This is a genomic window from Nocardia sp. NPDC004604 (assembly GCF_040609795.1).
GTDB lineage: Bacteria > Actinomycetota > Actinomycetes > Mycobacteriales > Mycobacteriaceae > Nocardia.
This window is the reverse complement of sequence record NZ_JBEXLC010000015.1, coordinates 69,575-84,679: the sequence shown is the minus strand read 5'-3', so window position 1 is coordinate 84,679 and position 15,105 is coordinate 69,575. Positions and strand designations below refer to the sequence as shown.

Here is a 15,105-nt window from a genome sequence, read left to right as displayed (position 1 = left end):
GAGATGGCCTCCTACGCGCTGTCCGAGCGTGAGGCGGGCTCCGATGCCGCCAGCATGCGCACCCGCGCCAAGCAGGACGGCGACGACTGGGTCATCAACGGCTCCAAGTGCTGGATCACCAACGGCGGCAAGTCCTCCTGGTACACCGTGATGGCGGTGACCGACGCGGACAAGGGTGCCAACGGCATTTCGGCGTTCCTGGTGCACAAGGACGACGAGGGCTTCGTGGTCGGCCCGCTCGAGCACAAGCTCGGCATCAAGGGATCGCCGACTGCCGAACTGTATTTCGAGAACTGCCGGGTGCCGGGTGATCGGATCGTCGGCGCGCCGGGCACCGGTTTCAAGACCGCGCTGCAGACCCTCGATCACACCCGCCCGACCATCGGCGCGCAGGCCGTCGGCATCGCGCAGGGCGCGCTGGACGCCGCGATCGCGTACACCAAGGACCGCAAGCAGTTCGGCACCGCGATCGCCGACTTCCAGAACACCCAGTTCATGCTCGCCGATATGGCGATGAAGATCGAGGCCGCCCGCCTCATGGTCTACACCTCGGCCGCCCGTGCCGAGCGTGGCGAGAAGAACCTCGGCTTCATCTCCGCCGCTGCCAAGTGCTTCGCCTCGGATGTGGCCATGGAGGTCACCACCAATGCCGTGCAGCTCTTCGGCGGCGCGGGCTACACCACCGACTTCCCGGTGGAGCGGATGATGCGCGACGCGAAGATCACCCAGATCTACGAGGGCACCAACCAGATCCAGCGCGTCGTCATGTCGCGCGCGCTGCTGCGGGGCTGACGGCTCAATCCGACCGGGTGTTCCGAATTCTTCCGAATATGGAACACCCGGTCTTTTTTATGCCCTCGAAACCCCCAATATTTTGGGGCACGGTCTTGCGTCTAAATAATTTCGAAGCCGTTCGGTTGTTTGTTCGTGTCCACAGCAGCAGCGATTCGATACATGGCATCGCGGATAAAGAGTTGCGAAATAGGTCACGGGCCGATTCGGCCGGAATTCACTGGAAATTGGCGCAGCCTCATACGCTGGCCTGCGATGCGCTGAGCACGGTCTTCGTAGTTATGTCGGATCTGATCGGCGAATCGTTACGCTTTCTTGCACCCTACTTTGTGTAAAAGTTGCCCAAGGAATTCGGGCGCTTCGTTACCTATTTAACTAGCTATCATTGGGGGATACTCTATTTCGTAAACAATGCGAGGTGGGGTCATGATCAAGATCGTAATTGGGCCGCGGTCGGGGATGAATTGGGTCCCGCTGTCCATGACCGAAATGTCATGTCCATTCGCGAGAAGCGCGCTGGGTATGGTCCGAATGTGGGCCGAGGACCATTTGACGGCCGATAACCAGGAGTTGGGTCGCGATGGGGCGGTCTGTCGATATGTCGCACCGTCCATGCGCCGAGACCTGATGCGCGCCGGCCGGATACCCGGCGCGCATCCGTGGCCGTCATTCGTTCGGCTGGTGCCTTCCGATGCGATGGAGCCGAGGCTGACCGCGGGGCCGACCGCGGATGTCGAGGCGTATCCGCTCGAACCGGAGGAGGTAGAGATCGAAGCGCTCGCCCGCACCAACGGAAAACCGGTGCCCGCCGGACCGCATCGAAGCGACTGATCCGGGCGGTTCGTCATGGCGCACGGCTGGTCGCCCGCCAAGGCCAGGGCTCCCAGGATGCAGGTTTTCCCGCTCTCACCAGCGCAGCTGGGCATGTGGTACGCCCAGCAGCTGGATCCCGATGTACCGCTCTACGAGGCGCAGTACATCGAGATGTGCGGGCCGCTCGATATCGAGCTGCTGATCCGGGCGGGCTGTCGGGCCGCGCGCGAGTTCGAATCCGGTGTGCTGCGGTTGATCGAGCTGGATGGTCGGCCCTATCAGGTCGTCGACCACCGGATCGAGACCGAGGTCGGGTATCTGGACTTCCGGTCCGCAGCCGATCCGGATGCCGAGGCGCTGCGCTGGATGCGCGCCGATGTGGTCGCGCCGATCGATCTGCTCGGCGATCGGCTCGGGGTATCGACGCTGCTGCGGGTCGGTGCCGACCGGGTGCTGTGGTACACGCGGGTACATCACATCGTTACGGACGGCTTCGGCTCGATGAGCGGACTGTATCGCATTGCGCAGCTGTACAACTCGGAGCTGGCGGGTGTCGAGCCGCCGCCCGCGACGGCGTCGAGCCTGCGCGAGGTGCACGAATCCGAGATGAGCTATCGCACCTCGACGCGGTTCGCGGCCGATGCCGCGTACTGGTCCGAGCGAATGGCTGGTATGCCGCGGCGGTGCAGTCTGGTGGACGCGGTGGCGCCAGCGCATGCGCTCGGGCGTCAGCATCGGATCGAGCTTTCGGAGCTGACGACCCACCGGATCGATACCGCGGCAGCACGTTTCGGCGTCGGATCGCCCGCACTGGCCATGGCGGCGCTGGCGGTGTACTACGCGCGCACGACCGGTCAGCGGGATGTGGTGCTGAGCCTGCCGGTCTCCGGTCGGACCACCGCGATGCTGCGGCGTTCGGGCGGCATGCTGGCCAATGTGGTGCCGTTGCGGATCGAGGTCACCGATCGCAGCACGGTCGCCGATATCGTCGGGTCGGTGCGGCTCGAGCTATCGGGGGCGCTGCGGCACCAGCGGTATCGGCACGAGGAGATCCGGAACGGTACGGGCGATTCCGATGATGTCGTACCCGGGCGGGGATTCGTCGGACCGGTTTTCAACATCATGGTGTTCCCGACCGAGGTCGATTTCACCGGTGTCCGAACCACCCTGCACGTGCTGACCTCGGGCCCGATCGAGGACCTGTTCGTCAACCTGTACCAGCACGGCGCGCACAGCCCGATCCACGTCGATTTCACCGCCAATCCGGAACTGTACGACGCGGATTCGCTGGCCCGGCACCATCATCGGTTCATCGGGCTGTTCGAATCGATGCTCGTGGCCGCACCGGATACGCCGGTTCGCGATCTCGACTACTTCCTCGACGACGAGCGATACCTGAACGGTGCGGTGTGCGGGCCGCGGGCTCTGGCGGCGCGGACGTTGCCCGAGGTGCTGGCGGCGGGACTGCGCGCCGCGGGATCCGATGCGGCCGCGGTGGTCTGTGGCGATCGGACGCTGTCCTATGGCGAACTCGATCTACTGTCGAATCGGCTGGCGGGCAGGCTGATCGGGCTCGGTGCCGGTGCGGAGGTGCCGGTGTTGGTCGCGCTGCCTCGATCGATGGAATCGGTGCTGGCGCTCTGGGGGGTGGCGCGATCGGGTGCGGCGTTCGTGCCGATCGGTGCCGGGAATCCGCGTGCGCGGGTGTCGCAGATGGCGGCGGAATGCGGTGCGCGGCTGGGAATTACCATGTCGGCGCTGGTTTCCGAGTTGCCCGACGAGGTGACTTGGCTGGTGCTCGATGACTCGAATATTGCCGAGTCCGCGCAACCCGGGCATGCCCGAGCCGTGCGGGCAGAGCAGGCCGCCTACGTGGTATTCACTTCGGGGTCGACCGGCGTGCCGAAGGGGGTTGTGGTCACCCATACCGGGTTGACGGGACTTGTTGCCGCAGCTGCTGATTCGTCCGGGGCCGGACCGGGGTCGCGGGTCCTGCATTGTCTGAATCCGAGTTTCGACGCCTCGCTGCTGGAGTTGCTCGGCGCCTTCTCGGTCGGTGCGACACTTGTGGTGGCGGAGGGGGATCACACGGCCGGAGGTGAGCTGGCGCGGCTGGTCCGCGACTTCGGCGTGACGCAGATGTATTCGACGCCAGCGGTATTGGCGACCCTGCCCGCTGGTTCGTTGGACGGGGTGCGATCGCTGTCTTCCGGCGGTGATATCTGCCCGCCGGAGTTGGTGGCGCGGTTCGGAGTCGGGCGGACGCTGCGGAATTCCTATGGGCCGACCGAGGCCACGGTCGCGGTGACCTTCACCGAGCCGTTGACGCTGGCGCGCCCATCCGGCTTGGGTCGGCCGGTGCCCGGGGCCGGATTGCTGGTGCTGGACCGCTGGTTGCGCCCGGTGCCGATCGGAGTCGCCGGTGAGCTGTATATCGCGGGGTCCGCGCTGGCCAGGGGCTATGCAGGGCGTGCGGCAATGACCGCGGAGCGGTTCGTGGCCGATCCCTTCGGACCGGCCGGAACTCGGATGTACCGGACCGGTGATCTGGTCCGCTGGCAGGCCGGTCGGCCGATCGATCCGAGCGGCAACGGGGCGTCCGAGCGCGCGGATTCGGTGCTGGAATACCTGGGCCGCACGGACTTCCAGGTGAAGCTGCGCGGCATGCGAGTCGAGCCGGGTGAAGTGGACGCCGTGCTGGACGCCCATCCCGGGGTCGAGATCGCGGTGACGGTATTGCGGCGCACCGACGCGGGCGGATCGATATTGGCATCGTATGTGGTTCCGGTTGTGCACCGGGAAAACCCGGTGCGCCTGGATATTTCGGCGGTGCGCGAGTACTGCGCACACCGGCTGCCGGGACATCTGGTGCCTGGATCGATCACGGTATTGGACGCGCTACCGCTGACCGGCAATGGCAAGATCGACCGCCGCGCCCTGCCGGAACCCGAACCGGCCGATACCGCCCCGGTGCGCGCGGCAGGTACGGCAACCGAACGCACGCTGTGCACGATGTTCACGGAGATCCTCGGCACGTCCGCGGTCGACGCGGAATCGTCGTTCTTCGCCCTCGGCGGCGATTCGATCATGGCGATCCAACTGGTGTCCCGTGCTCGCGCCGCGGGCCTGATCTGCACGCCACGCGATGTTTTCGAGCATCCGACCCCCGCCGAACTGGCCGGATTCGTCACGACCCGGTCCGAGACCCGTCCGGTGCTGCACGAAGTACCCGGCGCGGGCATCGGCCGGGTACCCCGCACGCCGATCGTCTCCTGGCTGCTCGAACAGCCGACCGACATCCGTCGCTTCGCCCAAACAATGGTCCTTACCCTGCCGGTCGGCATCGAGCGAACTTCGCTGGTGCGCACCGTGCAGGCCGTGCTCGATCGGCACGACATGCTGCGCGCCATCCTCGTCAACGGCGAGCTCGAGGTCCGTCCGATCGGTGCGGTCGATGCCGACACCCTGCTGGTCGGTGCGTCGGGGCGGGTCGGCGTCGCACAGGTGATCGCGGAAGCCACGGATCGTCTCGATCCGGCGCACGGGGTAATGCTGGCCCTGGTGTGGCTGGATGACGGACCGGGGCGGGCCGGTCGCCTCGTCGTCGTCGCGCATCATCTGGTGATCGACGCGGTGTCCTGGCGGATCGTGCTGGCCGATCTGATCGTCGCGTGGGGGCAGATCGCGGCGGGTGCGGAGCCGGTGCTCCCACCCGTCGGCACGTCGATGCGAACCTGGGCGCACGCACTGGCCGTGGTCGCCGCCGACGATTCCGTGGTCGACGAGTTGGACTACTGGTCGGCGGTGCTCGCCACACCCGATCCGCCGATGCACGGTCGTGGCCTCGACTCCCCCGACGGGATGTCGCGCGGTCATCGTGTTGCCGAGGCACATGGTGACTCGATGCGCACACGCGTTGCGGGCGATGGGCGTGGTGCCTCGCCGGGCAGAGACGATGCTGCGCTGTCCGAGCGCCGCGAGCTGGACACTGCGGTGCCGAGCGGGCGCGGTGATGCGGCCGTCGGGGCGCGGCGATGCGATGCTCGCGACGGCGACCCGGTTGTGCTGCCCGGTCGGGTCGATGCCGAGCTGCCCGGCAGGCGCGAGCGGACCGAAGTGCGGCTGTCGGTCGAGGTGAGCAGGACACTCGTCGAGCGGCTGCCGGTGGCGTTCCGGTGTGGGGTGGAGGAGGCGTTATTGAGCGCCCTGGCGACCGCGGTGACGCGGTGGCGCGGGGACCAAGGGCCGGTGTTGGTGGGCGTTGAGCGGCTCGGGCGGGATGAGGGGTTGGTGCCGGGGGCGGATCTTTCGCGGACGGTGGGTTGGTTCACCGGTCAGTTCCCGCTGCGGTTGCACGTCGCGGCGGCGGGTGGGCCCGTTGCGACATTGAAGGCGGTCAAAGAGCAACTGCGTGCGGTGCCGCGTGGCGGTATCGGATTCGGGCTGTTGCGGTATCTGAATCCGGTCGGGCGGGAACAGTTGTCAGGGAAGTGGCCGCAGTTCGGGTTCAACTATCTCGGTCAGGTGGCTGCCCTCGGTACGGGGACGCCGTGGCTGCCGGATTCGATTGTCGAGGCTCTGGGCAGCGGGGATCAGGAACTGCCCGCGGCCGGTGCGGTCACGATCGATGCCGTGACTGTCGAGACCGCCGATGGGCCGGTCCTGCAGGCGGTTTGGCAGTTCCTGCCTGCGGTGCTGGATGGTGCCGAAGTGGATGTGATCGCACGGCAATGGATATCGGAGCTGACCGCGCTCGCGGACCTGCTGCGCGCACCGGATGTGGGTGGATTCACCCCGTCGGATCTGCCGCTGGTATCCGCCACACAACAGCGGATCGAGGAATGGGAGTCGCGGTACCCGGCATTCGAGGATGTGTGGCCGCTGGCACCGCTGCAGCAGGGACTGCTGTTCCACGTGCAGCTGGCTGCCGGTCGCACCGACGGGTACTCGGTGCAGACGGTGATCCAGTTCGAGGGTCCGGTGGATGCCGCGCGCCTGGCGCGGGCCGCCGACGCGCTGGTGCGGCGGCACCAGGTATTGCGCACCGCATTCCTGGCCGGGGACGATGCGCCGGTTCAGCTCGTACTGGCGCAGGCAACCATGCCCTGGACCTATGTCGAGGCGGCTCCGGCGGACTTCGACCGACTCGCCGACACGGAACTGGCGACACCCTTTGTCCCGGATCGGCCACCGCTGCTACGCATGCTGTGCGTCCGGTGCGGCGAGGATGACGTCCGGTTGGTGATCACGAATCACCATCTGATCCTCGACGGCTGGTCGATGCCGCTGCTGTTCGGCGAACTGCTCGCGCTGTACGAAACAGACGGCGATAGTTCGGCATTCGCGCCGATGGTCTCCTATCGCCATTACTTGGAATGGCTCACGGCCCGAGACGATGCCGCCGCCCGCGCCGCATGGGCCGATGCGCTGGACGGTCTGGCGGGACCGACCCTGGTCACCGTCGGGCGGTCCGCCATCGACTCGGCGCCGAAATCCACGCACAAAATCGACGTTGCGTTGACCGCATCGAATGTGTCCGCGCTCCACCGTATTACCGCTGACTATGGCGTGACGCTCAATACGGTCGTGCAGGTCGGGTGGGCGTTACTGCTGGCGGAGTTGACGGGTGAGCACGACATCGTTTTCGGAGCGACCGTGTCCGGACGTCCGCCCGGTCTAGCCGGGGCCGAACGCATTGTCGGCATGCTGGTGAACACCATTCCGGTCCGGATCACCCTCGCCCCCGACGAGTCGGTCGCGGGCCTGCTGGCCCGCGTGCACCGCGAGCAGGCGGCACTGCTCGAGCAGCACACGGTGGGGCTCACCGATATTCAGGCGGCGGTCGGGATCGGCCAGCTGTTCGATACCGCGCTCGTCTTCGAGTCCTATCCGGTGGATGCGGCGGCACTCATGACAGCCGCGCAGCGGGCCGCACTACGGATCAGCGGGTTCCGCGCGTATGACGGCACGCACTATCCGCTGTCGCTGGCGGCGCACGGCAGGGACCGTCTGCGTCTGGTGCTGAACAGTTCGGCGCGGTATTTCGATGCCGCCCAGACCAACCGGCTGGCGGATCGGCTGACCCGGATATTCGCGCGCATGGGGGCGGATCCGAACCAGCTGGTCATCGGGATGAGCGGAGCCGAGCCCGGCGATGTGCTGCGTGCGCGTCCGCAGCCACTGCTGCTGCTCCCCGATATCCTGGCGGGCGGAATCCGGCCGGATCGGGTCGCGATACGTTATGGCACAACGGAATTGATCTACCGTGAACTCGACGAGCAGTCGAATCGATTGGCCAGGGTCCTGATCGATGCCGGTGCGAAACCGGAAACCGCTGTGCTGCTCGCGGTGCCACGCTCACCCGAATGCATGATCGCGGTCTGGGCCATTGCGAAGACGGGCGCGGCATTCGTACCGGTCGATTCGACACAGCCCGCACAGCGCCTCGCGGATATCGCCGCCGACTGCGGCGCGCTATGCGGGCTGACCGTATCGGCGGTGCGGGATCGGCTGCCCGATTCGCTGTCGTGGCTGCTGCTCGACGATCCGGCCGTCGCGGCCCGCACGGCAACTCCGCTGGCGCGCCGGCCATTGCGTGCAGGGCATCCGGCCTACATCGTGTACACCTCCGGCTCGACCGGAGCGCCGAAGGGCGTGGTGGTCACCCATGCCGGGCTGAGTGGGTTGGTGGCCGGTACCGCCGCGCACATCGGAGCCCGGTCCGGTGACCGCGTACTGCACTGTATGAACCCGAGTTTCGATGCCGCCATCATGGTGTGGCTGTCGACCTTCTACTGCGGAGCGACCCTGGTCATCGCGCCGCCAGCGGCGAGTATCGGTGCCGAACTGTCCGCGGTGATCATCGAATCCGCCGCCACTCACGTATTCATACCGCCCGCAGTGCTGGCCACGGTGCCCGCCACCGCGATGGCCGGGGTGCGGGTGCTCGTCATCGGTGGCGAGCCGTGCCCGCCCGACCTGCCCGCGCGCCTCGGCAACGGCCGGATAGTGCTGAACTCGTATGGTCCGGCGGAAACGACAGTGGCGGCGACCTGCACCGGACCGTTATGTCCGGACGAGCCGGTGGATCTCGGCGCACCACTGCCGGGAACCGGTCTGGCCGTACTGGATTCGTGGTTGCGGCCGGTCCCGCTCGGTGCGACGGGTGAACTGTATGTAATGGGGCCCGGACTGGCTCGGTGCTATGTCGGACAGCCAGGGCTGTCGGCGCGGCGGTTCGTGGCGAACCCGTTCGGCACGGCGGGCGAGCGGATGTACCGCACCGGCGATCTGGTCCGTCGCAGCTCCCGACGGCGACTGGAGTACCTGGGGCGCAATGACTCCCAGCTGAAAGTGCACGGCATCCGAGTCGAGCCGGGTGAGGTCGACGCCGTGCTGCGCAAGTGCCACGGGGTCGAGACAGCGATCACGATACCGCGCCGAGGCCCGGCCGGAGATCAGGTGCTGGCCACCTATGTGGTGCCGACCGGGGATGCCGTCCTGACGGCGGCACAATTGCGCGAGTACCTGTCGCACCGTCTGCCGAGATACCTCGTGCCCGCGACGATCACCGTGCTGAGGGAGCTCCCGCTGACCGCGAACGGCAAGGTCGACCAGCGCGCCCTGCCCGAACTCGAACCGGCGGTGGCCGATTACGTCGAGCCGGTCGGCCGGGAGCACATTGTCGCCGATATCTTCGGCGCGGTGCTCGGCCGCGAACGGGTCGGCTCGGCCGATGACTTCTTCGCACTCGGCGGCGATTCGCTATCGGCGACCAGGGTCGCGGCCCGGCTCGGCTCGGCCCTGGCGACCTCGGTGCCGGTCGGCATGATCTTCGAAGAACCGACGGTACGGGCGCTCGCCGCGGCACTCGGCGACACCGTCGCGATGGACACCACCGGTCTGCGCCGTGGGCAACGGCCACCGCGGATTCCGCTGTCACCCGCGCAGCAGCGGATGTGGTTCGTCAACCGATACGATCCGGATTCCGGCGCCTACAACGTACCGATCGCGCTGCGGCTCACCGGCCGGGTGGATCCGGCAGCCCTCGAAGCCGCCATGCGTGACGTGCTGGAACGGCACGAATCACTGCGGACCAGGTATCCGGCCCGCGACGGTGTCGGATATCAGGTCATCGTGCCAACGGATTCCGCTGTGCCGGAGCTGGTTCCGATCGCTGTCGCGGATAAGGAACTGCCCGGCGCGATCATGGCATGTGTCAGTGCGGGATTCGATGTGACCGCCGCGGTGCCGCTGCGCGTCCGGCTGTTCCAGCTCACGCCGGATAACCAGGTACTGGTGGTGGTGATCCACCACATCAGTGCCGACGGCTTATCGATGGGCCCACTGGCCCGCGATGTCATGACGGCCTACGCCGCCCGGCGCAATGGCGCGGCACCCGACTGGACCCCGCTTCCGGTGCAGTATGCCGACTACACCCTCTGGCAGCACGAGCACCTCGGTTCCGAGCAGGATCCGGAATCGCCACTGGCACAGCAGATCCGATACTGGACCGACACACTCGACGGACTTCCCGACCAATTGCCGCTGCCCGCCGACCGCCCCCGCCCGGCAACCGCATCACTGCGGGCAGCCACGATCTACCGCGAATTCGGTGCCGGACTCACCGCCGGGCTCGACGCGCTCGCCAGCGCGAACCAATGCACCCGATTCCAGGTGCTGCACAGCGCACTCGCAGTCTTGTTCGCGCGACTGAGCGGCACCCCCGATATCGCCATCGGCACCCCTGTCGCCGGGCGCGGCGCCGCCGAACTCGACGATGTGGTCGGCATGTTCGTCAATACCCTGGTGCTGCGGACCGAAATACCTGCCGCGGAACCATTCACCGAGCTACTCGGTCGAGTACGACGCATCGACCTCGACGCGCTCGCCCACGCCGATGTGTCCTTCGAGCGGCTCGTCGAACTGCTCGAACCCACCCGCTCGGCGGCCAGGCACCCCTTGATCCAGACCATGCTGGTGTACCAGAACCTCGCCCCGGTCGAACTCGCACTGCCCGATCTGCGCGGCGAGGCACTGGAACTCGATCAGCGCAGCATCCGATTCGATCTGAGCATCACGGTGGCGGAGACCGATTCGTCCGGACTGGGGATCCGGATCGCCTATGCCACCGATCTCTTCGACCGCGCCACCGTCGGGCAGCTGGCCGAGCGCTGGCTGCGGGTGCTGCACACGGTGGTGGCCGATCCCGCGGTACCCGTCGGTGATATCGAATTGCTCGCACCCGCCGAGCGCCGAGATCTGCTGGCGCGACGGACCAGGACCGCGCAGGCACCGCGCGTTCTCGCCGACCTGCTCGCGGATGCGGTCGCCGCGAATCCGGCGGGCGTCGCGGTGGTCGACGGCACCGCGACGCTGACCTATGCCGAACTCGATGCGCACTCGAATCGGCTGGCCAGAGCGCTGATCGGGGCGGGCGCGTGCTCCGAGGCATTGGTCGCGGTGGCACTGCGCCGCTCACTCGAATCGGTGCTCGCGGTCTGGGCGGTCGCCAAAACCGGGGCGGCCTTCGTACCCGTCGATCCCGGCTACCCGGCCGAGCGGATCGAACAGATCATCGCGGATTCGGGTGTAGCACTCGGCATCACCAGCAGCGCGATCGGGCAGCGTCTGCCCCGTGCTGTCAGGTGGCTGACCCTCGATGACCCCGAGGTCATCGAATCGCTCACCACCACATCGGATTCGCCGATCGAACCGCGACGGATATATCCAGCGCACCCGGCCTATGTCCTGTTCACCTCCGGCTCGACCGGCCGACCCAAGGGTGTCGTCGTCACCCACACCGGACTCGCCAACCTCGCGGTGACACAGCGTGACCGCAACGGCACCACCAGCGCCTCGCGCGTCCTGCACGTCGCCTCCCCGAGTTTCGACGCCGCGGTCCTGGAACTCCTGATCGCCGTCGGCGCGGCAGCGACCCTGGTCATCGCGGGACCTACCGCCTTCGGCGGCCAGGAACTCGCGGAACTACTGGTGCGTGAACGCATTTCGCATATCGCCCTGACACCGTCGGCGCTCGCCTCGATCGGCCCGACCGGATGCGACGAACTACGCGTGATCATTACCGGCGGCGAACGATGCCCGCCCGAACTGGCCGCGCGCTGGAGCGCGCCGGATCGCCTGCACTTCAATGATTACGGTCCCACCGAGACGACCATCTGGGCGACCGGCAGCGACCCGCTGCGCACGGGCGCGGAGGTCACCATCGGCGGCCCCATCGCGGGTATGACCGCGCTGGTGCTCGACGACCGGCTGCACCCGGTGCCCGAAGGCGTTGCCGGCGAGCTGTACCTGGCGGGCATCGCACTGGCCCGCGGCTATCACGGGCACGGCGGCCAGACCGCGACACGATTCGTCGCCGATCCGTACGGCCAGCCGGGGGAGCGGATGTACCGCACCGGCGATCTGGTGCGCTGGCGCGGCCGCGACCTGGACTACCTCGGCCGCTCGGATCTGCAGGTGAAGCTGCGCGGTCTGCGCATCGAACTCGGTGAGATCGAATCGGCGCTGCTCACCGACCCGGCGGTGGCTCGAGCGGCGGTGTGCGTGCACCACGATCCAGCGGTCGGCGAACTGCTCGTCGGCTATATCGTCCCGGTGCCGGATGGTGAATTCACTCCCGACATCATCAAGAGCACTGTGGCACAGCGTCTTCCGTCGTATATGGTGCCCGCGGTCGTCATCGCGCTGCCCGAGCTGCCGCGCACCGCGAGCGGAAAGCTCGACCACAGGGCGCTGCCCGCACCAGACCTGCGCAGCGGTCGATACCGCGCCCCCGAGACGCCTACCGAACGAGTGGTTGCCGAGACCTTCGGCGAATTGCTCGGAGTCGGGCGCATCGGCCTCGATGACAATTTCTTCGCCCTTGGCGGCAATTCGTTGATCGCCACCCGCATTGTCGCCCGGCTCGGTGCCGCACTCGATGCCCGGATTCCGGTTCGCGCCGTCTTCGATGCTCCCACTGTCGCCGATCTCGCCGAGGCGATCCGGGCCGGGGCCGCCCCACCTGGCCCGCGGCCCGGACCGCGCAAGCGACCCCGGCACACCCCACTGTCGGCGGCGCAGCGGCGCATGTGGTTCCTCAATCGCTACGACCCGTGCTCGGCCGCCCAAAATGTGCCGATCGCGGTCGAGGTCAAGGGTGAGCTCGAACTGGACGCGCTCCGGGCGGCCATTGCGGATGTGGTGGACCGGCACGAATCGCTGCGCACTGCCTATCCGGTGGATGCGGTGGGCGACCCCTATCAGGACATCCTCCCGGCGGCGAAAGCCGTGGTACCGGTGGTGTTAGCCGATATCGGCACCCAGAGCGCGGTGGAGCTGACCATCCGCGCCGCCGCCCAGGGTTTCGATCTGACCCGCGAAATGCCGGTGCGCGTCTGGCTGCTGCGCCTCGAGCCGCAGCGCTGGATCCTCACCGTCGTCATGCACCACATCGCCGCGGACGGTTGGTCATTGGCGCCGCTGACCCGCGATGTGTTGCTGGCCTACGCCGCGCGGCGGGCCGGTGGCGCACCGCAATGGGCACCATTGCCCCTGCAGTACGCCGATTACGCACTGTGGCAGTACGAATTGCTCGGTGCCGATGATGATCCCGACAGCGCGGCGTACCGGCAGTTGGAGTACTGGCGCGGCGCGCTGGACGGACTGCCGGAAGTATCGGCGCTGCCCACCGACCATCCGCGCCCCGCGGTGGCCAGCCACCGTGCTGGCATGGTCGAGTTCGATATCGATATCGCTGTGCAGCAACGGATTCGGGAGACCGCACGCTGGCACGGCGCGAGCGTATTCATGGTGGCGCATGCCGCCCTCGCCGTATTGCTCGCCAGGCTGTCCGATGCGGCGGATGTGGCGATCGGTTCGGTCACCGCCGGGCGCGGCGACGGTGAACTCGATGATCTGGTAGGCATGTTCGTCAATAACCTGGTGCTGCGCACCCGGGTCGAACCGGACGCGACCTTCGAAACCGTACTCGCCACAACCAAAGACGCTGATCTGGACGCCTTCGGCAATGCCGATCTGCCGTTCGAGCGGCTGATCGAGGTGCTCGCACCGGCCAGGTCGACCGCGCATTCGCCGCTGTTCCAGGTGATCCTTGCGTTCCAGAACTTCGATCGCGAACCGGTTCGCCTGCCCGGCCTGGAGATCGCCCCGATGTCGCTGGCCGCGGTCGGAGCCAAATACGACCTGGAGTGGATGCTGTCCGAGGAGTTCGACGCCGATGGCGCACCCGCCGGGATCACCGGAGCGCTGACCTTCGCCCGCGACCTGTTCGAGGAGACCACCGCGCAGACCTTGGCGCGCAAATTCGTTCAGGTACTCGAGGAGGTGACCGCGGACCCGTCCGTGGTCATCGGCGACCTCGATGTCACCGCACCGCCGGGCACAGTCGTGCACCAGGCTCCGCCGACGACCATGCGGCGTACCGACCTGCTGTATCGTCCCCCGGTCACCAGCACCGAACATCTCGTGGTCGAGGCCTTCGAAGCCGTGCTCGGCGCGGATCGAATCGGATTGGACGACAACTTCTTCGAACTCGGCGGCACTTCCATGGTCGCCATCCGGCTCGTCACCGAAATCCGCGAGCGCAGTGGCTTCACTATGCCGGTGCAGTGGATGTTCGGCGAACCGACCCCCGCCGTCCTCGCGCAGCGCATAACCGACGGTGCGCAGCCAGGGGTCGATCCGGCACTGCGCACCGTGCTGCCACTGCGTGCGGCGGGCACGGGTCCCGGCCTGTTCTGCGTCCACCCCGCGATCGGATTGGCTTGGTGCTACGCCGGTTTGGTGCGATACCTCGATGGCGACCACCCGATCTACGGCCTACAGTCTCCGGCCCTGGCCGAGGGCGTCCAACCCGATATCACCCTCACCGAACGCGCCGCCGGATACGTCGACCAGATCCTGCTGACCCAGCCCGCGGGCCCCTACCGCGTGCTCGGCTATTCCGCGGGCGGCCCGATCGCGCACGCCGTCGCCGTTGCACTCCAACGTCGAGGCGCCGAGGTATCGGCCCTGGTCATCATGGACGGTCGTGCCGATGTGGAACCGGAGAGCGCCGTCGAGATGCCGCCACCGCAGGCACTGCTCGCCGAATTCGGCGGCATCGATCCCGTACTGCTGGGCACCGGTGATACCGACGCCGCGCTCGCCGACCGCGCCGCCGAACTGCTGCGCGCCGCCGGCGGCACCTTCGCGGACCTGACCCCGGCGGATCTCGAACACCTCTACTACGACTACCAGCAGCTGATCCGGGAAGGCGCCGACTACCATCCGCAGGTCTTCGACGGTGACCTGATCTTCTTCAGCGGCATCAACGGCCGACCGGGCGTCGTCCCGAATGCGGAAACCTGGCGCCCCTACGTCACCGGAACCATCGTCGACCACCAGGTCGGCCAGGAGCACAACAAGCTCACCGGCTCCGAAGCTCTCGCAGTGATCGGCCCGATCCTCGCCGACTATCTACGCTGATCTTTTCGA

3 protein-coding genes are annotated in these 15,105 nt (G+C 67.3%); all 3 read left to right on the top strand.

What is annotated here, in order from left to right:
* Positions 1-792: acyl-CoA dehydrogenase family protein (locus ABZW16_RS08455; protein WP_354953600.1), on the top strand; the 792-nt coding region annotated here is incomplete at its 5' end.
* Between the two features lie 426 nt (positions 793-1,218).
* Complete coding sequence (locus ABZW16_RS08450; protein WP_354953598.1) at positions 1,219-1,623, top strand: DUF6875 domain-containing protein; 405 nt, start codon at positions 1,219-1,221, stop codon at positions 1,621-1,623.
* Positions 1,624-1,680: 57 nt separating this feature from the next.
* The gene (locus ABZW16_RS08445; protein ID WP_354953596.1) at positions 1,681-15,096 is read left to right on the top strand and encodes an amino acid adenylation domain-containing protein; all 13,416 of its coding nucleotides are present in this window, start codon (positions 1,681-1,683) and stop codon (positions 15,094-15,096) included.
* The last annotated feature ends 9 nt before the right edge of the window (positions 15,097-15,105 follow it).